Raw genomic sequence first — 20,950 nt, 5'->3', positions numbered from 1 at the left:
TTAAAATGATTTAATAAAAACTCAAAAGTGGGTGGAAAATTTAAAAAGATAAAATATTATAGGGGATTTTAAAAAATTACTAGAAGATTAAAATAAATAGTGAATATTTAAAATATTATAAAAAACTTATTGACGTCTGAAACGCTCAGGCGTAGTGGTTCTGGGGATGTTACGATAAAACTCACCGGCTGTATCCACTATCTCCACAGAGATATCACCGATCCTTTCAAATGACTTAACCACCCGTGATAAGGACAGATAATATGTGGAACGGTCTTTGTCCATATCATCATCCGCCATCTGGAGGGCGATGTTGTTCAGGGCCTTTTTCTGTAACTCATGAATTCTTTCCTCATAATCCATGATTTTATCCTTATAATCTAATTCCTCATTTAAAAAAGCTTTCATGGAATAATTAACCATTTTCCGGGAGGTTTTAAACATGGATTTCAGGGTATCCAGCATCTCCTCATCAACTTCATAACAACCACTTAAAACGAAGTTGGCTATTTGGGCGGTGTGATCAGCTATACGCTCCAGATCAAAGGCTATTTCACCAAAAACCATGGTTTTACTGAATTCAGAATAAGGATTAATGGATATAACCGTGTCTACAGAGGCACGGATTTTTTCATGCATGTTGTTGGTTACGAAATCTAATTTAAGGGCTTCATTGGCCATTTCCTCATCGTATTTTAGGAAAGCATCGAAGGACATGTCAAACTGACTGCAGACCTGTTCAGCCATGTTCTTGAGCATCTCCTTGATTAGGAAGGTTCCAGCATGCTCCCGGGAGGTAGGTTCCTCATCGAACATCTCAGAAAACTCATCGAACTTCTTAAGATCAAGGATATAAGCTCTCTTAACCACGCCACGTTTAACCAGAGGTTGTAATAGTTTAGTGACGTATCTACGGGTTAAACCTAATTTTTCGGCAATTTCATCCTGTGTGGATGGATTTTCATATAGTATAACATCCAGCACAGCTTTCAAAGTGTTATTTTTACCCTTTATATTCATTATATCAACTAATTTAATGTTACCTATTTATCAATTAATCCAGTTACTTATCTATCTTTTCCTCTAGACTAATATCTTTTTCTTGCTCTTCACCATTCTTATAATATACTTGAACAGAATCCCGGGCTATGGCCACAACCACGAAGGTGATGGCAGCGATAATTACCAGGGAAACCAGTTCGTTTACCTGGTAGTACAGGGGTGCGTATAGCTGTGCTACCGGGTTGTTAACATCCGCAAAGCCCACCAGGAGCTTTACCACACCTACAGCCACCAGGATATAACCGTACATCTTGATGTTGTAATGTTTAATGTACGGGTAGAAACCCTGAATGATGGGGAATAAACCCATAACTATTAAACCGATGCCCATGAGCTTGAAGAGGTTGTTTCCAGTGGCGCTTTCCAGGGTGAAAAATATCTCCTGGGGGGTGTGATAAATGCTTGACAAGAGATATATCACTTCTATAGCCAGTATAACAATAAGCGGAAAAATATAGACGATTTCCCGCTCTATATTTTGTGTTTTAACATTTTCTACAGGGTCCTTTAAAAAATGGGACATTAACTGGTACAACATGGAACCCAGAACTGCCCCTAAAACCGTACCACCTATACCCAGTTGAGATGTGGTGTAGGCCACTATACCGGCGATTAAACCGGCCATTAAAATATCCAACGTCTTTGACATCTTATCATCTAAAGTAAATCCAGTTTTGTTTATTATTTCTTTTTTTCTTAGATTATCTCAATATTTATTCTACATAGATATTCTTTACTATACAGAAAGAAAATTTATTCTTTTCTATTTTTGAAGTATTTCTTACTAGAAATGTTACCTGAAAATACCAGGCTAAAATCAAATCTAAATCATAAAAATAACACATTCCTTAAAAAATAAGCCTCAGGGGGGATTCGAACCCCCGACCTATGCCTTACCAAGGCATCGCTCTACCGGCTGAGCCACTGAGGCTAGAAGACTATCTTTTATTAGGTGATACCACTATTATACTTAACTATATATGGACAAATCATTTTTCATAAACTCTTCATATTATTATTTAAAATACTTTCCTAACCCTAAAATAGGAGTAAGTTAATTTAAGTGCAGGGGATGGGATTCGAACCCACGTAGGCCTACGCCAGAGGATCTTAAGTCCACCCCCTTTGGCCAGCTCGGGCACCCCTGCATACATCGAACTTGGGTTTACATACTATATGAAGTTAACGGTGATTTAAATTATTAAATTACAAGTATTTATACCATATCTATGGAACAATTGCCCTTAAAATCTCTTACCATAGCCAGTATAACAACGATTAAATAATTTATAAACCCATACCTATAATAGGATTTGAGTTGTTCTTTTAATTTTTTTCTCTGGCAATAGGGGGTTCTGGTGGTTTGATAAAATACCAACGAGATAATTGTGGTTATTGTGGGGCCTGTGTAGCGGTATGCCCCCAGCAAATTCTGGAACTAACTGAAAATGAAGTAACCAAAGGTATTGGGTGTGATGAATGCGGTAATTGCACCATAGTATGCCCCATGGGAGCCTTCACCAGGGAGGATAAGGCCATGAGATATGACTTCACATGGTGGATGAGCCATGAAAATGACATGGCCAGGAGGATAAGGGCTATGAGGTATGACATAGCCTAGGAGGACGAACCATGAAATATGATGTGGTGGTGGTAGGGGGACGTATTGGGGGGTCGGTCTCTTCTCTTTTTGCTTCTCGAGATGATGTGGATGTCCTGATGATTGAAAAGAGACAGGAAATTGGCACGCCTGTACAGTGTGCCGAGGGAACAACCCTGTCCACTTTTAAGATTCTGGATATGAAGCCTTCTAGAAGGTTCATCAACTCATATATTGAAGGTGCTACTGTTTATGCCCCGGACGGTAGGGCTCTTGATTTGGAAGAGATGACTGGTCGTAATTTTCTGGATGGTGCTGGCTATGAAGGTTACATCTTAGATAGGAAGGTCTTTGATAAACACCTGGCCATACAGGCAGCCAAGGCAGGGACAGATATAATGATGAAGACCACCGTAAAGGACCTGATAAGAAAGGAAGGTAAGGTGTGCGGGGTGGTGGCCAAGCACCTGGGAAAAACCATGGAGATAAAGGCCGACGTGGTCATAGCCGCCGATGGAGTCGAATCCAACATGACCCGATTGGCCGGACTCACCAGTCCTAACCAACTCCGAGATATAGGTTCATGTGCACAACTTGAGCTGGTCGGTTTAGACATAGACCCCTACCGGCTTAACTTCTATTTCGGGAGGAAAATAGCCCCTGGGGGATATTTATGGATGTTTCCCAAGGGAGAAGACACGGTTAACGTGGGTTTAGGGGTGAGGAGCAATAAAAAGACAGCTTACCAGTATCTTAACCAGTTCATCTCCAGGTTCGACGGTGTAACCCCGGTGGAACTTAACATTGGTGGAGTTCCCCTATCAGGACCAATTGATAGGACTTATTCCGATGGTTTCCTGGTGGTAGGGGATGCAGCTGGACAGGTGGACCCTGTCACCGGGGGAGGAATACATACCACGGCCTTCTGTGCTAAAGTCGCCGGACAAGTCGCAGCAGAAGCCGCCAAAAAGGAAGACACATCCGCTGATGTTTTAAAAAAATACGATGATATATGGAGGGAAAGGTTTGGAAAAAACCTTGAAATATCCCTTAAATATCGAAATGCCGCTGATAAATTAACTGATAAGGATATGAATGCCCTTGCAGAATTTTTAGAAAAAAATAAGATGGAAAATTTATCAAAGATTTCCGCAATAAAGTTCCTGGGAAAACATCCCAATCTGTTGAAGTTAATTAAGGATTTTCTGTGAATCTGAATTTTTTTAGCTGGCTGATTTAAAAAGGATCGATTCATTGATAATTATAATTATTAATTATAATAAAAGAGTAAACAATATACCATCTGGAAATTAAATTTTGGGGGAGTGGAATATTTTGTCTGACGGAGATTTTTACCCGGATATTGATCTTTTAGAGGAAAATAGAGATGTGGGAGGTTTAGTCAAAGCACTTGAACATGAAAAATATATTGTACGTAAGGAGGCCGCTAGATCTCTCAAGAAAGTAGGTGATGAAAGGGCGGTTGTACCTCTAATTAGATCTTTGAAATATGAAAGCTGGCAGGATGAAAGCCCGATTCTAACCAGTGTGAGAGAGTTTTCTGCCGAAGCTTTAGGTGCAATTGGTGACAGGCGGGCTGTTGAAGCCCTTATACAATCAGTTAAGGAAGATGTAGTTGAGGGGGTAAGATGGAGATCAGTATTTGCACTGGGTAAAATAGGTGAAGGAGACCATTCCGTTACAGAAGTGCTTATTGATGCTTTAAATAATGATTCATGGGTAGTAAGGGAGAATGCTGCTAAATCACTTGGAAATTTAGCTTCGATAGAAGCTGTTGAACCGCTCATATCTCTTCTTGGAGATAAAGAGTGGAGGGTTAGAAAACAGGCAATCAATGCCCTGGGAAAAATAGGGTCCGATGAAGCTGTTAAACCACTTTTAAGACTGTTATACGATGGGGATGCGGATGTAAGACGAAATACCACTGAAGTACTGGCATGTATGGGTGATGAAGCATTTGACCCCCTTATGGATTTGTATATGTGTGATGACTGGCAGATTAGAAGCAAAGCTGCTGAATGTCTGGGAAAAATAGGTGATACCCGGGCTGTGGACTATTTTATAGATACTTTATGTAGCAAAAGGAAGGAAGATAGAAATCGTCACGTGAGGGGTAAGATTGTAGAGGCTTTAGGTAATATTGGCGATGAAAGGGCGATTGATGTACTTGTTGATGTTATGGATGATGATGATTTGTTTGTAAAGAGGAAAGCTGAAGATGCTATTATAAAAATTAGATTAAAAAGTTATCCTGGTAATTATAATCAATTTAACACTAATTCAATATCCTTTTATTACCCTGAAGACTGGACAGTTAAAACCGTGGTCTCCAATGAAAAATTCCAAGGGAACAATCCAGATGGCAGTATAAATTTATTGATATTCAGGAAATCCAATTTAAAGGGCATCAAATTTGAAGAATTAATCGAGATATGGGAGGAGATCTTCGAAACCCAGAACATCATTCTCAACGGCGGAAATACGTCGAAAATGGGGAATATTCAGTCATTCCTGATGTTTGGCGATAATTTAAAAACCAACAAGATGATCATGGTTACTGGTTACCTGCTCAAAGATTTCTATTACTACCTTTACTTTACCATGAAGTCAGATATTACTCTAGAGGACCAAGAAGATATAAATTTAATAGTGAACACTTTCCGTATATTGATGTAAATAAATGTTTAAATCAGGAAGTGATATTTCTTGCCAGTGAATCCAAAAAATAAGGTTATCGTGTCAATCTATAGAGACGGTGATCTATATTTTTCAGTGGGAGTTGCAGAATCAACGGGTAAGGTAGTGAAAATTTCACTACCAAAAACAGATAAGACAGAGGCCATAGAAGATATAACAAATTATTACCCCGATTTTGAGTTAAGAGATGAATACAAGGATATAGCGAAGGATATTTCCAGGATATATAAAGGAAAAAAAGTTGATTTTGACCTGGACATGCTAGAATTAGACGTAGATAAATCCAACACAAATTTACCGGTTAAATCAACCTTCCAGAAGGATGTACTCCTTGAAACTTATAATATCCCCTACGGAGAGGTAGTAACCTACAAATCCCTGGCAGAAAAACTCAGAAGCCGGGCCTACCGGGCTGTTGGTACCGTAATGGCTAAAAATCCATATCCCTTAGTTGTGCCTTGCCACCGGGTGGTTAAATCGGATTTAACCATTGGACAGTATGGTGGGGGTTGGAAGATGAAGAGGGAACTGTTAAAAAAAGAGGGAGTCCATCTTAAAGGTGATAAAATAATTAAAAGTAAAAAAAAGGGTTATTTAATAAAAAAATAATAAAAAGAGGTTAATTTTATAACCAAAAAAGAATTAATGATTATTTTTACCCTGGAAATCCTTCATAACCTCATTTAAGAAATCAGTGTATTCCACTTTTCCTTTAAGTTCCTCGAGCTCCTCTATGGAAAAGACTTTAAGGACGTTGTCCTTACAGGCCTCCACACAAGCAGGTATGATGCAGTCGGAGTCCATGCAGAGGGTACATTTTTGCATGGTCTTGTTTTCACTGTCTATTACCATCATACCCACGGGACAGGCTATCAGGCACAGTCTGCAGAGTATGCAGGTATCTTCATCCACCATCAAAGTGCCATTTTTCTCCCTTATAGCCCCGGTGGGGCATATGCGGGCGCAGAACGCCTTCTCCGGGTGGCACTGCAGGCAGAAGATGGGTACTGTGCTGGTCTTTTTTGCCCTGCTAATTCCGTGCTCCTTCTTACAGGCGTTTATACAGTCCTGGCATTCGGTGCACATCTGAGGGTCTACTACCATCAACGTTTTCATATAATCACTGCTTTTGAATATTTTTTAGGGAATCTACTTGGCTTCTTGCTTGAGTTTAACCAGGAAATCAGGTGCTGCACTGGAGTCTCTGGGTCCTACCAGAACTTCCCAACCACTTTCGTCTTCGATTTCACCACTTACCGGGGCTCCCAGACCAGGTATGATGAGTGTTTTATGGTTTACCCTATCTTCTATACCGGCTTCTTTTATCAGTTCCGCCACGGCCTTACCAGTGAACTGGTTTCCAGCAACAGATACGTCTACCGCTCTTCCGTTGGTGTCAAGTACCAGGAGGTAACAGTTAGCGTTTCCAGATTTCAGGTCACCCTCTACTGTGTAGTAGGTCAGTGCGAAGTTGGTGGTGAGCATCACTGGTGAGCTTTCATCCAGTTCTCCAAATTCATATAATCCCGGTTCAACTGCCTGTGGCTTCCTGGGATCAGTGTACAAGCTTTGTCTTAAGGTTAAAACAGGGATTAACTCCCATATCTCTGTTCCGTGGATTATTAAAATATCAGCATAGGAGTTCATGAGCTTTGCTGCGGTTACAGCTTCCCTGATTCCTTTTTCCACCTCGCTTTCCTTACCGATTAGCCAGTAGATGGCGGGCACTCCCATGATGGGGAACCGGAAGTCAGGGTCTCTCTGTTCCACGGCCAGTCTCCTAATCATCTTAAATTCATCCAGGGTGTCTCCAGTACCTCCTTTAACAAAAGTACCTGGGTCGAGGACTATGTCCTTAATTCCCGCTGATCTCAGGGAATATGAAAGTTCCTTCATCTTCTCCAGGTCGTGTGGCACGAAGAGGGTGAGGGGACAGTCGTACTCCAGTGCCAGATCTGCCATGTTCTGCAGGTTGTACTCTGTTGCACCGTAGATGAGGGGCCTTTGATCACCCACTATCTCCAAGGCGGCCTTCATGGTTTCAGGGTCAAATGTACAGAGTACCAGGGCTAGTTTAGAGTCTTTAACCTTCTTCACTGCCTCGACGAATTTCTGGGTGTTTCCTGATTTGTTCCTCACGGCGACGGCGTCCAGTTTAAGCTTTTCTCCAGTACGTTCAAATTCTAACTCTTCTACCCTCTGAACTTTTTCCTTAAATTCCTCATCAGTCAGGTCATCACTTACCTCTATAACCAGTGGTGTTGGATTGTAGAAGGTCAGTTCGTAACGATAGAGTACCTCGTCACCGCCTATGGTGATGGCTTTTTCTCCAGTACCGATAACTATTTCCCTTACAGCTGGTGCCAGTGCATCATCCAGTTTTTCTCTCTCTTTATCTGTCATCTGGGTACACAGGCTCACGTCGGCCTCTTTTTCAGAGAGTTTGGTGGCGAAGGCCATGCATGATGCTTCCCCGCATTTTCCACAGTTGGTCTTGGGAAGTAATCTGTAGATATCCATTACAGTTGCGCGCAATTTAATATCCTCCTTTAATTCTCGTAAATTGATTAGTTCTCCAGTTCTGTGATCCATCCAGATATATCTGGAAGGTCTGTAGTCATATACTCCTTGGTAAAGGTGTTTCCAATCTCGGTTAATATTTTAACAGATGCAGGGTGCAGCATCATGAATATGTCCACTCCACATAACATCATGGTCAGACCGGTGATGGTCTCCCATATGGGTCCCCTGTACTCGGTTGGTCCCCAGTTTTCATTTTTCATCCAGGCTTCACGTGAACCCCAGGCATTGGTGGTACCAGAGGACATGGGCATCTGCAGGTCTGTGTCTCCTTTAAGTGCTCCCAGTCTAGTCCTGGTTATAACGTCTATAGAGAATTCTATACCGTAACCTAATGCACAGGTGGTGGGGTCCATCACTATGTCTGCTGGAGTTAACCCTTCCTTCATGAGGTACCGGTTAAGGGTTTTCTGCATGTTCACGTCGGTGATGGCCCAGGATAACACGGCATGGTTGTAATCAACCGCTGCCTTGGCCACTCGTTTGTAGTCCAGGTCAAGGTTGGCCGATGCCAGTAGGCATCTTTCACCTTCAGCTGCCTGGGCTGCCGCCTCGAGTATTACGGGGTCCTTTTTAGGGTCACCAGATGCTCCGATTACCAGTGGGACATCCACTGCCTGCAGGACTTCTTCGATGTCATGGGCAGCCTGTCGGGGTGTTTTATCCATGACTTTGGGCCCGGTCCCTATGAGGTGGATGGTCACCATGTTGGCTCCGAATTCTTTAACTGCCTTCTTGGCCCAGTCTCCAGGGTGGTCCATCACATCTTCGAAATGCTCCCTTATTGGCTTGGGAAGTCCCGGCATGGGGATATCAAATACATCGAAGGTTACCACTGGTGGGTTGGGTTGTGGTTCTTCAAATCGGTAGAGTGCTGTCTGCCCTCCCAAGTATACTGATTTCCTTTTACCAGCACCCAGCTGGACTTCTGTTACACTACCAGGATAGGATTCAATGGGCGGCACGAATTTTAAAGCCTCCAGCATCTCTTTTTCCCGTTGTTGTTTGGATTTCTTAATTGCTTGCTGGACAGCAGGCACTATTTGAAGTTCAAGTTCTTCAAAGTCCATTCGAAACTCGTTTATCTCTATAGAATCTGTCTTTTCCAGCAATTTAAGAAGCTTGGTCATTTTGTCCATAAATACACTTCCTACATATTCCTATATTTTTAAATTTCCTTTAATACTTCTGTAATTTTTAAAATTGATGTAAAAGCCTGGGAATCATCAGGTAGATTGATTAAGGGTGTTCCTTCCCGGTCATAACTTTCTATCAGTTCATCTTCATGTATGATCCCGACAATTTCCAGTCCGATTTTGTTCACTTCTTCGAGTAGTTCATCTTCGTTCCCGGTTTTAACCCGATTGAGGATTAAGTATTGCTTTTTAAATGTGATTTCAAGGTCTTCTGATAGTTCTTCGATTCTTTGAGCAGTTAATATTCCCCTCTTTGATGGGTCGGTCACTACCAGCATCAAATCCACGTTCTGGGTGGTTCTTCTGCTCAGGTGTTCCAGGCCGGCTTCGGTGTCGATTACAATGATATCGTAGTTTGAGGAGAGTCTTTCAATAATTTTTCGGAGGATGTTGTTCACGGCACAGTAACATCCGCTGCCTTCTGGTCTTCCCATAACCAGGAGATCAAATTCGGGTGTTTCGATTATAGATTCCATAATCTTGTAATCCAGTATGTCCCACTTATTTACCTCTGGGGGGATGTTACCTTCAGCAGTGTCCTTCTTGAGTTCTTCCCTGATATCACCTACTGTACGGTCGACTTCTATTCCCAGGGCCTCTGGTAGGTTGGAATCTGGATCGGCGTCTATGGCCAGGATATCCAGGTCCTTATCAATTAGGGATTTTATCAAAAGAGAGGAGACCAGTGTTTTCCCGGTTCCCCCTTTACCACTCACTGCTATTATCAATTTTGCTATTTCCTCGTGTGTTTAGTTATTTTATGATTATTTTACCGATTTATAGTGAATCTTCATTGGTTTTATTCACTGAATCTTCATCATTTATCCCGGAACGTTATTTACCACTTATTTCTGTTCCTTTTTGATGATCACCTTTTCGGCATAGACCTTCGCATTTTTAAGTATGATCCGTACTCCGTCAGAACCAGGAACCGACATCTGGGGAAGATAAGCAACTGGGGCATCGTTATCTTCTATTTCGTAATCTTCTTCTAACTGGGAGATGTCTGAATCCGGTTCCACTTCTGTTTCTATTGATTCCTTGGATTGTTTTAACCTTTCCCGTATAGGATGTTCGTTTACCCTCAGGAATTTTTTAATATCCTTTATGCTTTCTGCCTCTTCTTCAGTTGGAATCTTGTCGTACAGTTCCCCTGGTATGTATTCTTTCACTGATTCCTTAATTTCCTTGGGCAGCCAGATTATTCTTTCATATGCTCCGTCTGCCTGTAAAAACTTAGGAGATCTCATGTATTCCAGGCTCAGCCCGACGAATCCTTCCACCTGTTTACCGCCGGAACATTGCCCGGCCATGGTAGAGAAGGGTATTCCCAGTGGGGTTTCGCCCCGGAAGTCACGGTTTACTATTCCAATTCCATCTAATTCCGGGATGTAGAAGGCTACTGCTTCGAAACATCCGCAGGAAGTGTGGGGATACTCAAACAAGCTGTGTAAAAATACTCTGTCTGTTTCGCCCTGAGATTTTTCAGCGACAATAGTGTTGACGTTGGAGTATTCTCCTTTGGTACTGTCCAGTACATCGCCTTTTTCAATTTCGAAAATCGGTCCTTCAGGGTCCATTTTAGCTGCGGCTCGGCAGTCGAACCAGTTTATAGCCCCGCAGAGGGCGGTTCTGTCCGGTGTAACCACACATACGTGGCTGGGTGCAAATGACTGGCACATGGTGCATCCGTAGAACACATCCACATCCTCATCACTCAGTTCCCTGGCCCGGGAATCACGGTAATCGTAGGCTGCCCTGGCTGTCTCCAGGAATGATTCTACTTCACTTTCATCGGTGAATATGGTCACTGATATTTTCTCTATCAGTGGGAAGTCCTCCTTCAGGAGAATGGAAAGTGCCCTGGCAAAGTCCACCAGTTTAAACCCGGCTTCCTTGGCTTCTTTACTCACCCGGCACCATATCTGGTCCCTCTGGTTTAGGTGCATGAAGCCCTTCACGTAGTTACTGAGTTCGTGGATTCTCCGCTCTATAACTCCTTCTAACTCCTTCTCTAGTTTTTCTCCCTGTATCTTAACCGATATTCCCAGGGGATAGATTTCTCCTTCAGTCATATCAGATAACTCTGGTCCGACGACCTGTAAGTCCCCGTCTTCAACATCATCTGCCACTTGTATCAGCTCTGCACCCATGGATTTAGGGCCGGCAAGTTCTACAAACATGTTTGCAGCTCTTATACGCTCCCCCTCATGCATGGGGCTGACATCAACAGGTATATCTTCAAACATAATATTCCTCCATTTGACTCCTTAGGTTAATTTTTTGATGATCATAAATTTCTAATCTACTTTTGCTAACATCTCCAGGTACTTAAGCCATTCTTCATCTTTCATATTAGGGAATGAAGCATCTGCATTGGAATGGAAAAATTTACACAGGGTCAATGTCTTCAAATGGGGTGCGAAGTGTTTTAACGTGGAAAGTCCCTGGGATCCCATATAATATATCACTCCGATGAAGAGGACCAGGTCATGGTTACCCTCACCACTAACACCCTTCCATTCCGGGTCTTTCAGGAGGTTAACTATCTCCACCAGCCCATATGACTTGCTGGGAACACCTGCTTCAGTAAGGGATTTGAATGCATCTCCGGTGCTTACAATGGGGATGTTCCATTTTTCTGCAATCTTGGAAACTAAAACCTGTGCCGGGTTGTCGTTAATTAGAGGGCCCACCACTATTAGGGGTCTTTTTGCTTTTACTATCATCATCTCCGCTGTCTCTGGTGTAACCAGTAGTGCCTGTTTTGGCCCGGCTATCACCGTTGGCTGCCAGGGGATTACCCTTTCATTCATTTGAATCACCCTTATCACTTGCTTTTTCTTCTCTAAATTTCATCAAGGACGGCTCCTGGGGAAGTGCTCGTGGTTCCCACCCTACCTCTTCAAGAATATTGGTAACCTCCTTCTTGTAGGTTATAGGGATATCCTTCTCATTCCTCACGAATTTATAAACATCTTCTGGGAGAATGCCGAAGTACTTTTTATGGATGTCTAAATAGTGGTTAAGTTTAATCTGCCTCCCTTTTGGAGTGTCAGTATGCCTGATGCATAGTTTGGCAATCATCACCGTTGCTTCCTCACGGTTTTCAGCAGCGTATAGTAAATGTTCTGGTGCTGGTTCACCTTGAACTACTTCTCCAGTACGTAAATCATTTATCTTCCAATTTTCTGGTTTATCAGCCCTTCCCAGGAATAGGCGCCTGTATTTTGTTCCATGAGGACCAACCACTACTGGTATGCCCCATCGGTTAACACCAGTAGCAATTGCAGCTGCTTTCTGGGAATAGGCGCCCCAGGCCACCCCGCAGGCCCCGACACGGTTGAGGATGTAATCGGCTATTTCTTCGAAGTTTCCTTCCAGGGGCTTTTTAGCAAATATGTTGGCAATTTTAATACACGCACCCGGGATATGAGCGTTGGATACACATGAACCGACGTTCACCAGTCCCTTAGCATCGAAATCACCGCTGTATTTTTCGTAAAGTGTTTTACCATCCCCGTCACGGTATTCTCCCACGCTCATGGCTCCGCATCCGCTGGTCACCACTATATAGTTTCTCTCCAGGAATTCTTCTGCCATCTTAGCCACATCTTCTCCGCCTTCCGGATAATTACTACATCCCACAAAGGCTATAACTCCAGGTATATCACCTAAAACAATAGGGGCTCCTACACGCCTTATTTCCACATCCTGTACTGGTCCTCTGCCGGCCCGGATATTGAATTTTTCATCTTTGACGTAGTGTTCTCCCACCTTAGTTAGCATGGATATCAGGGGCAGGTTTACTTCGCATTCCTGTTCACATCTACCACAGGTGTAGCAGACATCGTATTTATACAATTCTATGAACTTGGAAAAGTCACCTTCAGCCGCCCCCGTAACTGCTTCCATCATGGGCTGGTTGTTGGGGCATACCCGTACACACCAACCACACTCAGTACATTCCTTGGCCATTTCCTGTATTTCCTGGAGATTTGGCAGTTTTTTAAGGGATTTTCGTTCTTCTGCAATTTGCCTGGCGACCCGGGTGGACACTTCACCGACTTTATCCGGATCAAGGATTAAAGCTCCTTCTATTTCATCATTAACCAGTTTTTTCACGATCTTATCAGTATTTACACCCGTGAGATCTGGAAGTCCTAAACATATCTTATCAGTAGTGGCAATTACCGCGGCCTTGTTCTTACGGGCTTCTTCCAGAACATCGGTCCTTACACATTGTTCGTCAACAACCACCACATCTGCAACACCGCTTCTGACGAATTTAAGCTGTTTTGAGAGTGGTCCTATCACTTTCGCCCCGGGTTTGTATCTGGTGATATCTATGGCAGCGCAGCATATACCACAAACTTCAACATCATCATCCAGCCCGTGATCTTCGAGATAATCGATGATACTTGCCCCAGGGGCTACGTTATGCCCTATACAGAGTATAACCGGTTTTTCCTGGTTGATGGTGCCCAGTCCCAGCTCCACCAGGGGGGCGTCTTCTCCTTTAGGCATGCTTAAAGCTGCAATTTGTGCTAGATCTCCAATTTCTTTTCCTAAATCGTCCATCAATCCGGCATGGAGTGCCTTTGATTCAAAATCAATGCTTTTACCTTCCTGTCCAGTATGGCATGCTGATAGTAGGTGTACCATCTGTTCTTCCAGATAATCAAGGGCTTCTTTTAAATCTCCCAGGTTGCGGGGTTTTTTACCTATGACCACCCTCATGATGGGGGCTTCGATATCGATGTTGGTTCCCATATCTATGGGGAAGTCCTCACCCTTTTCAGCAATAAGATATTCCAGAAGGTGCCGGGCATGCCCTCCATGTGCAGCTGAACCTATACAACATGCTAGAAGTACAATCCTTGCCTGTTGGGCTTCTATGTCAATACCGCAGGCTCCTTTTTTACCTCCAGTCAGGTCACATTTCCCATAGGTGCATAAACAGCACATGTCACAAAACGGCGCATAGAAAGGCGTGTACCTTTTCAGTAACTTCATATCCCATTCTCGTAAATCAGTCACGGAGGGTTTCAAAGTCGGTCCCTTGGACTCGGAAGAGTCTCCCTGGATATCATCGGCTATCTTTCCAGTGGTCACTAGAAGCTTCTTTGATTTCCAGAAATCATCCTTGAGTTCCTTTGCTTTTGATTTGTTTTCCAAGATCAATCACCATATATTATTAATTGTTAATATGACATCTTATAAATTAAGACATCCTGATGCATGTGAAGTAAAAAATCAGCTAAGCTAGGGATTTTTACTTAAAAACTATGCAGAAATTAACCTAAAAAACCGATGCTTAATATTTCATAATCATCTTAATTTTCTCTAGTTCTTTAGCAATTTTATCCCTTTTTTCAGATAATACGTCCTCAGAGTCCATTTTAAGAGCTTCTGTAGGACAGGTTAACACACAGATGGGTTTTTCACGGTCTATGCACAGGTTGCACTTTTTAGCTACCCCTGATTCATTGATATGTATAGCTCCTATGGGGCAGGCATCTCTGCAGAGGCCACAGCCAATGCATACTTCCTCATCTATTATTATGGCACCGTCCATCTCCTCTATAGCGTCTTCTGGGCAAACCGTGAGACAGGGTGCTCTCTCTGGTGAGCAGTGCAGACAGAATATGGGCACTCCGTTTATAACCCGGATGGCGTTCTGGGGGCAGGTCCTCTCACACCGGGAACATTCTTCGCATAGTTCTGGGGTGGATATCAGTTCCTTCATTTGAATTCCTCCCTGTACAATGTCATTTCGATTCCTCCCTGTACAGTGCCTTCCTCGCCCGGGTTTTAGAGGTCAATATGTTGATGAATTGGGTTTTCTTCCTCTTCTTACCCAGTCCTGTGAGTTTCTCGATGTGTTGTTTCTGTTTTTCCAGTTTAAGTTTTTCAGTGTCCACCAGTGCTATGGCCCGTTTTGAGCAGGCCTTAATACAGGCTGGAGTGTCCAGGTCAGGGCACTGATTACATCGGTGGGCTTTCCTTTCGTGGATGGTGATGCTTCCGAAGGGGCAGACCATCATACACAGGCCGCAGCCGATACACTTGCTATCTGTGATTCCCTCTTCATTGATGGCTTCTGTGGGGCAGATAAGCTCGCAGGGTGCATCTTCGCAGTGCTGGCAGACTATGGGATAGTATGAATCATCGACTTCCCTGATGGTTATCCGGGAAGTGCCGTATAATCCGGCGCAGGCCTTTTCGCAATCCAGACAGCCGTCACAGACATCTGGTTGAGTTAGTATCTTCTTCAAAACTGTATCCCCATTTATATTTTGAGTTCCGCACAAACCTGGTCCACGTAGTTCTGGATTTTCTCCTTCTCTTCATCGGCCAGGTGTTTAAATCTTTTCTGGGCCTCCAGGTAAACGTTAACTGGTTTTCGCTCTAAAGGTCGGTAGGTTATCTTAAATTCTCCTTCTTCAATTTCATAGAGTAACCATGAACCGGTTTCCACGGCTAGTCTCCCGAGTTCTATGGTTTTTGAGGGGTCGTATCCCCATCCGGTGGTACATGGCTGGTGGAGGTGGATATAGGCCGGTCCTTCTATCTCCTTGGCCTTCTGGACCTTTTTCATGAAGTCTTCTGGGTAGGAGATGGATGCCGTGGCTACGTAGGGTACTCCATGGGCGGCCATGATCATGGGTATGTTCTTTTTGGGCTTGTTTTCACCGAAACTTTCTTTTCCATGGGGTGATGTAGTGGTTGACGCACCATAGGGGGTGGCTCCACTTCTCTGGACCCCGGTGTTCATGTATGCTTCGTTATCGTAACAGATGTATATTAAATTGTGACCTCGCTCCATAGCTCCTGAGAGGGATTGTAAACCGATATCCGCGGTTCCACCGTCTCCGGCAAAGGCCACTACAGTAACATCATCTTTTCCCTGTGCTTTAAGAGCCTTTTCAACTCCACTGGCTACTGCACCGGCATTTTCAAAGGCAACGTGTATCCAGGGAATCTTCCAGGAAGTTTCTGGATAGGGGGTGGTTATAACTTCCAGGCAACCGGTGGCCGATACGGCTACTGTGTTTTCTCCCAGCATCTTCAGGGCCAGTCTAACCCCTATGGTGGCACCGCATCCAGCGCATGCTCTGTGTCCTGGTGCTAGAAATTCTTTTTCTGGTATATCCATGTTTATTCCTCCTCCTTTAATCCGATCCAGTTGATCTGGTTAGTCTCGGTCGTTGGATTTCTGGTTTTCTCGACTATGCCGATTATATCGTCGGGGGAGACTTCACGTCCTCCCAGTCCTAGGATGAATCCAGATGCATCTACATCCATTTTGGCTTTAATCTCGTTGAACAGGACTCCTCCAATTCCGAAGGAGATGTTTTTATCTAAAACGGCTATTCTACGGGCTCCTTTAACTGCTTCGTATATATCCTCCTGGGGGAAGGGCCGGTAGGAGATAACCTTTAGGAGACCTACTTTTTCTCCCTTTTCCCTGAGGCGGTCTATCACGGTTTTTATGGTTCCGCAGATGGATCCCATGGCTACCAGGATGATTTCAGCGTCTTCGGTCTTGTACTTTTCAACCAGGTTGTATTTTCGTCCGAAAACTTCTTCAAATTCTTTATTAACTCTTCTAATAATGTCTTTGGCTCCTTCCATGGCCACTTCCATGTCGTGTCTGGCTTCCATGTAGTAGTCCGGGTCGGTGAAGGTTCCCAGGGACATGGGATCCTTGGGATCCAGGTAGGATATCGGTTCGTATGGGGGTAAAAATTTATCCACATCTTCCTGTGAGGGGATGTCCACCGGTTCAACCGTATGGGTTAATATGAAACCGTCTACACAGACCATACTGGGAAGGAGTACTTCATGGTCTTCAGATATTTTATAAGCTTGAATTACAAAGTCCAGGGCTTCCTGGGCATTTTCAGCGAAAAACTGCATCCACCCAGTATCTCTTTCAGAGATGGAGTCCTGCTGGTCGTTCCAGATACTTAACGGTGCAGATAATGCCCGGTTAGCGTTTCCCATTACTATGGGTGTTCTCATACCGGCGGCCACGAATAATATTTCATGCATCAGGGCCAGGCCCTGGGATGATGTGGCGGTGAAGGTTCGCACTCCAGCGCCTGAGGCGCCTACCGCGGCACTTATGGAGCTGTGCTCTGATTCTACCATTATATACTCGGCTCTAAGATCTCCGTCGGCCACGAATTGGGCCAGGTATTCTGAGATGGTTGTCTGGGGTGTTATGGGGAAAACCGGGACTACTTCCGGTTTGCACATTTTAACTGCTTCGGCAATGGCCCTGTTTGCAGAGATAACCTTAATCATATTCATTCCCTCTCCATTTTAATCGCTTCTACCGGGCATTCTTCGGCACAGATACCGCAGCCTTTACAGTAATCATAGTCTATATCGTAATCTTTATTTATGCAGCCTTCTGGACAAAATAAAATACAATTTCCACAATCTATACATTTTTCTTTGTCTAAAATGGGTTTGAATGTTCTCCAGCTACCTGTTTTATTTTTTACACTGTTTCCAGGTTCTTTAACAGTAGCTCCTACGGATGTCATGTGATCACCTTACTTTTTAACTTTTTCATATGCAACTTGGATGGCTTTGGCGTTCTTTTCACCTATTTTACCAGGGAATGTTTCTTTAGTAACCTTTTCAATGGAATCCACTGAAACTATACCGCTGACACCGGCAAGCGCCCCTAGCATAACCGTGTTTACTATGGGAACGCCCAATATGTTCAGGGCAATTCCAGTGGCATCGATGTTATAGGATTCCACGTCTTTTATAAGATCAACATCATCAGTGGAATTTATTATTACTTTTCCATCTTCTTTAAGTCCAGATAATACATCTACAGCTTCTAGAAGTGTTTCATCTAAAACAACAACATAATCGGGATTATAAACTTGATACCTTCTTCTTATGGGTTTATCAGATATTCTTGAGAAAGCCATAACTGGGGCGCCTTTTCGCTCAGCACCGAAGAATGGGAATGCTTGGCAGTATTTTCCATCTTCAAAAGCTGCCTTTGCAAGTATCTCAGCAGCTGTTACGGCACCTTGTCCGCCACGTCCGTGAAAACGAATTTCGATCATTTTTTTTATTCCTCCATTCCTATACTGATCTATATATTATAGTACGATCAACTCATTCCTCATAGTTAATCATTATAAATAGTAATCATATTTAATCATTATAAATTGTAATATATATACGTGATGGTCAATGTGAAGTTTAAGGTAAAAAGATGAAAATCTTAATTTATACGTGATGGTCAATGTAAAGATCAGAGGTAAAAAGATGAAAATCTTAATTCTCACTGGAAAACTGGCAAGCGGAATAGTGGGGAGAGTAACATCCGAATCTGAACACCAGGTCCATACACTGACCATAAACACACCCATAGCTGCCTTTCTAACGCCCAAAAGAATCATCCAGGAACTGGAGAAGCTTGAACTGGAATATCTCACCTCCTTTGAAATGATAATCACCCCCGGGCTTATAAGAAAAGACGTAAGTCCCGTGGAGGAGAAAACAGGTATTCCCACATATAAAGGTCCTAAAGACGCTGCAGATCTCCCGGTGGTCCTGGAGATGATTGAAAAACTGGAATTAAGTCCAAAAATCCCCGCTGACAAACTCATCGAGGACGAACTTAGAAAAAGGGCTTTACAATTTATAGAAGACTTCGAAAATGATAAAAGTAATGTTAAAAAGCTCTTGAAAAAGCCGGAAAATATCCGGGTGGGAAACCTGCCCGTGGGGAAAGACTTCCCCATGAGGGTGCTCGCCGAGATAGCCAACGCCCCCCTGCTAACAGAGGAGGAACTCCTCAAAAGAGCCCAGTACTACCTGGAAAACGGGGCGCACATGATCGACATCGGGATGATAGCCGGAGAATCCCTGGAAGAGAAAATACCGGGTATGGTTAGGTTGTTGAAGGACAACCTGGGAGACGTACCGGTGAGCATAGACAGTCTGAACTCTAAGGAGTTAAAAGTGGCCATTGAATCCGGGGTTGACCTGGTTTTAAGCTTGGACCACGGTAACTTGTATGAAGTTTTACCTTCAATACAGGATCATAAAATACCCGCGGTGATACTCCCCACGGATTTCAGCAGAAACTGGACACCAGCCACCATTGAAGAGAGGATCAACTCCCTGGAAAATCTGATGATAAAATGTAAGGGCATCGACGTCATAGCCGATTTAATACTGGACCCTATAAACAGTAAGAGCATAGTGGATTCAGTGATAGCCTGCCACGACTTCAAAAAAAGGAACAGGATACCCCTCTTCATGGGAGTGGGCAACGTCACAGAACTCCTGGACACAGATTCAGTAGGAGCAAACGCACTACTATCCGGAATAGCCATGGAATTAGGAGCAAGCGTACTGTTCACCGTTGAAGAAAGCGGGAAGACACTGGGAAGTGTGCATGAACTCAACGTCTCCTCCAAGATGATGTTCCTCGCTAAAAGCAGAGGTTCCATCCCCAAGGATCTGGGGATCAACTTACTGGTACTGAAGGATAAGCGGAAGGGCGAAATAGTGGAGGAAGATATCGACGTCCCCATAATAGATGGGGTGGAGGACTACGCATTCACCCAGGATCCCCTCGGCAGCTTCAAGATAATAGTAAAAGACGGCATGATAAACGCAGTCCACTACAAGAAAATGAAGCCAACTGTATCTGTCCAGGGAAAAACAGCAAAAGCCCTATATGACATGATCATAAAAGAGGGATTAATCAGCAGAATAGAACACGCCACCTACTTGGGGGCAGAACTCCAGAAGGCCGAGATAGCAGCCAAACTGGGTAAAAATTATACCCAGGATTTTCCCTTGTTTTGAAGTGAAAATTATTTTATAATAATTATTTAATAAATAGTAATATTTTTAAATTACTTAATTTAATAATTATCCACAGATGAAAGCAATTAACTTATCTGATATTGATATTCACAAGATGACTCCTGATGATGATATAGGATATTTTGACTGTGAAGATGAAGATCTAAATGAATTTATAAGGGAAGATGCTCTCAATCAGATGAATGCAAAAATAAGTGTGACTTATCTATGCCAGTATAAAAGAGCAATTGTAGCATTTTTTACATTATCAGCTGATGCTATAAAAATAAACCTCGATGATTTGGAGAAATTTAAAGATAAAGACATTCATTATAAAGATTTTCCAGCTTTAAAGATTGGCCGTTTAGGTGTTTGTAATCCTTATCAGGGAAGAAATATAGGTACCCATCTTATACTTCTTATAATTGGCCAGGCCGTCAGATTAAGTAAAAAAATTGGTATACGTTATGTTTCAGTGGATGCGTATAAACATTCAGTAGGTTTTTATAAAAAGAAATATTTCGCTGAATTTATACATGATAAAAGAAGAAAAACTGTCCCAATGTATTTAGATATACTTAAATTAGAGAAATCTTAAGTACTATCTAGTAAATTAGAAAGGATGTTTTTTATAGGTTTCTATGGCTTTTTTCAGGAATTCAACCTCTTCTTTAGTGGGAGGTTCTTCCATTTTCTTTAAAAATCTTAGAGCATCCTTACCTTTAAGTATTGGGGTTGTAGCTATTGGAGTTGCCATGAAAATCCCCTTTTGTTATATAATTTATTGAGTAATTATATTGATTACTATCTATATTAATATCTATCATTTGTTAACTTAAACTGATTTTAGTAATTCGAAGTATCGTAATATATACATAAACACAATGAAGTTCTTCTATATTATATAGATATTAATTGGTTGTCTATTTAAGTACAA

The 20,950-nt window shown here is 42.8% G+C and carries 22 protein-coding genes and 2 tRNA genes; 6 read left to right on the top strand and 18 right to left on the bottom strand.

What is annotated here, in order from left to right; translation table 11 throughout:
• Nucleotides 1–126: 126 nt before the first annotated feature.
• The 4 genes from HVN35_03925 to HVN35_03910 form a co-directional block, all read right to left on the bottom strand.
• On the bottom strand, nucleotides 127–1,020 hold the full coding sequence (locus tag HVN35_03925) for a winged helix-turn-helix transcriptional regulator (protein NYB51696.1): 894 nt from the start codon (nucleotides 1,018–1,020) through the stop codon (nucleotides 127–129).
• Nucleotides 1,021–1,063: 43 nt separating this feature from the next.
• Nucleotides 1,064–1,711: a hypothetical protein gene (locus tag HVN35_03920; protein ID NYB51695.1), complete on the bottom strand. Its 648-nt coding sequence runs from the start codon at nucleotides 1,709–1,711 to the stop codon at nucleotides 1,064–1,066.
• A gap of 209 nt (nucleotides 1,712–1,920) precedes the next feature.
• Nucleotides 1,921–1,993: transfer RNA gene (locus tag HVN35_03915), tRNA-Thr, on the bottom strand.
• Nucleotides 1,994–2,126: 133 nt separating this feature from the next.
• Nucleotides 2,127–2,210 (bottom strand) — tRNA-Leu (locus tag HVN35_03910).
• Nucleotides 2,211–2,425: 215 nt separating this feature from the next.
• Between HVN35_03910 and HVN35_03905 the strand changes: the two genes are divergently transcribed.
• The 4 genes from HVN35_03905 (at nucleotide 2,426) to HVN35_03890 (ending at nucleotide 5,989) form a co-directional block, all read left to right on the top strand.
• Nucleotides 2,426–2,683, top strand: a complete 258-nt coding sequence (locus tag HVN35_03905) for a 4Fe-4S dicluster domain-containing protein (GenBank protein ID NYB51694.1) — start codon at nucleotides 2,426–2,428, stop codon at nucleotides 2,681–2,683.
• A gap of 11 nt (nucleotides 2,684–2,694) precedes the next feature.
• A complete protein-coding gene (locus tag HVN35_03900; GenBank protein NYB51693.1) occupies nucleotides 2,695–3,873 on the top strand; it encodes an NAD(P)/FAD-dependent oxidoreductase in 1,179 nt (392 codons plus the stop codon).
• A gap of 124 nt (nucleotides 3,874–3,997) precedes the next feature.
• A complete protein-coding gene (locus tag HVN35_03895) occupies nucleotides 3,998–5,359 on the top strand; it encodes a HEAT repeat domain-containing protein (GenBank protein NYB51692.1) in 1,362 nt (453 codons plus the stop codon).
• Between the two features lie 279 nt (nucleotides 5,360–5,638).
• Entirely contained in the window at nucleotides 5,639–5,989 is a 351-nt protein-coding gene (locus HVN35_03890; GenBank protein ID NYB51691.1) for an MGMT family protein, read from the top strand.
• 33 nt (nucleotides 5,990–6,022) lie between these two features.
• On the opposite strand, the gene HVN35_03885 is transcribed toward HVN35_03890, so the two are convergent.
• The 13 genes from HVN35_03885 to HVN35_03825 form a co-directional block, all read right to left on the bottom strand.
• The gene (locus HVN35_03885) at nucleotides 6,023–6,496 is read right to left on the bottom strand and encodes a 4Fe-4S dicluster domain-containing protein (protein NYB51690.1); all 474 of its coding nucleotides are present in this window, start codon (nucleotides 6,494–6,496) and stop codon (nucleotides 6,023–6,025) included.
• A gap of 33 nt (nucleotides 6,497–6,529) precedes the next feature.
• On the bottom strand, nucleotides 6,530–7,915 hold the full coding sequence (locus tag HVN35_03880; GenBank protein ID NYB51689.1) for an acetyl-CoA decarbonylase/synthase complex subunit gamma: 1,386 nt from the start codon (nucleotides 7,913–7,915) through the stop codon (nucleotides 6,530–6,532).
• A 32-nt stretch (nucleotides 7,916–7,947) separates the two neighbouring features.
• Nucleotides 7,948–9,099: an acetyl-CoA decarbonylase/synthase complex subunit delta gene (locus tag HVN35_03875; GenBank protein NYB51688.1), complete on the bottom strand. Its 1,152-nt coding sequence runs from the start codon at nucleotides 9,097–9,099 to the stop codon at nucleotides 7,948–7,950.
• A 29-nt stretch (nucleotides 9,100–9,128) separates the two neighbouring features.
• Entirely contained in the window at nucleotides 9,129–9,884 is a 756-nt protein-coding gene (locus HVN35_03870; protein ID NYB51687.1) for an AAA family ATPase, read from the bottom strand.
• A gap of 117 nt (nucleotides 9,885–10,001) precedes the next feature.
• Nucleotides 10,002–11,405, bottom strand: coding sequence for a CO dehydrogenase/CO-methylating acetyl-CoA synthase complex subunit beta (cdhC, locus tag HVN35_03865; GenBank protein NYB51686.1), 1,404 nt, complete (start codon nucleotides 11,403–11,405; stop codon nucleotides 10,002–10,004).
• 51 nt (nucleotides 11,406–11,456) lie between these two features.
• A complete protein-coding gene (cdhB, locus tag HVN35_03860; GenBank protein NYB51685.1) occupies nucleotides 11,457–11,972 on the bottom strand; it encodes a CO dehydrogenase/acetyl-CoA synthase complex subunit epsilon in 516 nt (171 codons plus the stop codon).
• Nucleotides 11,965–14,340 carry a CO dehydrogenase/acetyl-CoA synthase complex subunit epsilon gene (gene cdhA / locus HVN35_03855; GenBank protein ID NYB51684.1) on the bottom strand — a complete coding sequence of 792 codons (2,376 nt, stop codon included), beginning with the start codon at nucleotides 14,338–14,340 and terminating at the stop codon, nucleotides 11,965–11,967. The genes cdhB and cdhA overlap by 8 nt, the downstream gene beginning before the upstream one ends.
• A 133-nt stretch (nucleotides 14,341–14,473) precedes the next feature.
• Nucleotides 14,474–14,905 (bottom strand): 4Fe-4S dicluster domain-containing protein, encoded by a 432-nt coding sequence (locus HVN35_03850; protein ID NYB51683.1) that lies wholly within the window; start codon nucleotides 14,903–14,905, stop codon nucleotides 14,474–14,476.
• 22 nt (nucleotides 14,906–14,927) lie between these two features.
• Entirely contained in the window at nucleotides 14,928–15,434 is a 507-nt protein-coding gene (locus HVN35_03845) for a 4Fe-4S dicluster domain-containing protein (GenBank protein ID NYB51682.1), read from the bottom strand.
• Nucleotides 15,435–15,448: 14 nt separating this feature from the next.
• Nucleotides 15,449–16,315: a pyruvate synthase subunit beta gene (locus HVN35_03840; protein ID NYB51681.1), complete on the bottom strand. Its 867-nt coding sequence runs from the start codon at nucleotides 16,313–16,315 to the stop codon at nucleotides 15,449–15,451.
• A 2-nt stretch (nucleotides 16,316–16,317) separates the two neighbouring features.
• The gene (porA, locus tag HVN35_03835) at nucleotides 16,318–17,469 is read right to left on the bottom strand and encodes a pyruvate ferredoxin oxidoreductase (GenBank protein ID NYB51680.1); all 1,152 of its coding nucleotides are present in this window, start codon (nucleotides 17,467–17,469) and stop codon (nucleotides 16,318–16,320) included.
• A 2-nt stretch (nucleotides 17,470–17,471) separates the two neighbouring features.
• Complete coding sequence (locus HVN35_03830; protein ID NYB51679.1) at nucleotides 17,472–17,714, bottom strand: 4Fe-4S binding protein; 243 nt, start codon at nucleotides 17,712–17,714, stop codon at nucleotides 17,472–17,474.
• Nucleotides 17,715–17,723: 9 nt separating this feature from the next.
• Nucleotides 17,724–18,254, bottom strand: coding sequence for a pyruvate ferredoxin oxidoreductase subunit gamma (locus HVN35_03825; protein ID NYB51678.1), 531 nt, complete (start codon nucleotides 18,252–18,254; stop codon nucleotides 17,724–17,726).
• Between the two features lie 205 nt (nucleotides 18,255–18,459).
• Between HVN35_03825 and HVN35_03820 the strand changes: the two genes are divergently transcribed.
• Nucleotides 18,460–20,013, top strand: a complete 1,554-nt coding sequence (locus HVN35_03820) for a dihydropteroate synthase-like protein (GenBank protein NYB51677.1) — start codon at nucleotides 18,460–18,462, stop codon at nucleotides 20,011–20,013.
• A gap of 115 nt (nucleotides 20,014–20,128) precedes the next feature.
• Nucleotides 20,129–20,611 carry a hypothetical protein gene (locus HVN35_03815; protein NYB51676.1) on the top strand — a complete coding sequence of 161 codons (483 nt, stop codon included), beginning with the start codon at nucleotides 20,129–20,131 and terminating at the stop codon, nucleotides 20,609–20,611.
• Nucleotides 20,612–20,626: 15 nt separating this feature from the next.
• On the opposite strand, the gene HVN35_03810 is transcribed toward HVN35_03815, so the two are convergent.
• Nucleotides 20,627–20,770, bottom strand: a complete 144-nt coding sequence (locus HVN35_03810) for a hypothetical protein (protein NYB51675.1) — start codon at nucleotides 20,768–20,770, stop codon at nucleotides 20,627–20,629.
• Between the last annotated feature and the right edge of the window lie 180 nt (nucleotides 20,771–20,950).

It is taken from the genome of Methanobacteriaceae archaeon (assembly GCA_013403005.1).
Classification (GTDB): Archaea; Methanobacteriota; Methanobacteria; order Methanobacteriales; family Methanobacteriaceae; genus Methanobacterium.
This window is presented reverse-complemented; position numbering and strand designations above follow the sequence as displayed.

Excerpts from the sequence above, each read along its gene's own strand:
- HVN35_03925 (NYB51696.1), bottom strand. The coding sequence starts at position 1,020 with ATGAATATAAAGGGTAAAAATAACACTTTGAAAGCTGTGCTGGATGTT.
- HVN35_03920 (NYB51695.1), bottom strand. The coding sequence starts at position 1,711 with ATGTCAAAGACGTTGGATATTTTAATGGCCGGTTTAATCGCCGGTATA.
- HVN35_03900 (NYB51693.1), top strand. The coding sequence starts at position 2,695 with ATGAAATATGATGTGGTGGTGGTAGGGGGACGTATTGGGGGGTCGGTC.
- HVN35_03890 (NYB51691.1), top strand. The coding sequence starts at position 5,639 with ATGCTAGAATTAGACGTAGATAAATCCAACACAAATTTACCGGTTAAA.
- HVN35_03885 (NYB51690.1), bottom strand. The coding sequence starts at position 6,496 with ATGAAAACGTTGATGGTAGTAGACCCTCAGATGTGCACCGAATGCCAG.
- HVN35_03875 (NYB51688.1), bottom strand. The coding sequence starts at position 9,099 with ATGGACAAAATGACCAAGCTTCTTAAATTGCTGGAAAAGACAGATTCT.
- cdhC (NYB51686.1), bottom strand. The coding sequence starts at position 11,405 with ATGTTTGAAGATATACCTGTTGATGTCAGCCCCATGCATGAGGGGGAG.
- cdhB (NYB51685.1), bottom strand. The coding sequence starts at position 11,972 with ATGAATGAAAGGGTAATCCCCTGGCAGCCAACGGTGATAGCCGGGCCA.
- HVN35_03850 (NYB51683.1), bottom strand. The coding sequence starts at position 14,905 with ATGAAGGAACTGATATCCACCCCAGAACTATGCGAAGAATGTTCCCGG.
- HVN35_03840 (NYB51681.1), bottom strand. The coding sequence starts at position 16,315 with ATGGATATACCAGAAAAAGAATTTCTAGCACCAGGACACAGAGCATGC.
- porA (NYB51680.1), bottom strand. The coding sequence starts at position 17,469 with ATGATTAAGGTTATCTCTGCAAACAGGGCCATTGCCGAAGCAGTTAAA.
- HVN35_03830 (NYB51679.1), bottom strand. The coding sequence starts at position 17,714 with ATGACATCCGTAGGAGCTACTGTTAAAGAACCTGGAAACAGTGTAAAA.
- HVN35_03825 (NYB51678.1), bottom strand. The coding sequence starts at position 18,254 with ATGATCGAAATTCGTTTTCACGGACGTGGCGGACAAGGTGCCGTAACA.
- HVN35_03820 (NYB51677.1), top strand. The coding sequence starts at position 18,460 with ATGAAAATCTTAATTCTCACTGGAAAACTGGCAAGCGGAATAGTGGGG.
- HVN35_03815 (NYB51676.1), top strand. The coding sequence starts at position 20,129 with ATGACTCCTGATGATGATATAGGATATTTTGACTGTGAAGATGAAGAT.
- HVN35_03810 (NYB51675.1), bottom strand. The coding sequence starts at position 20,770 with ATGGCAACTCCAATAGCTACAACCCCAATACTTAAAGGTAAGGATGCT.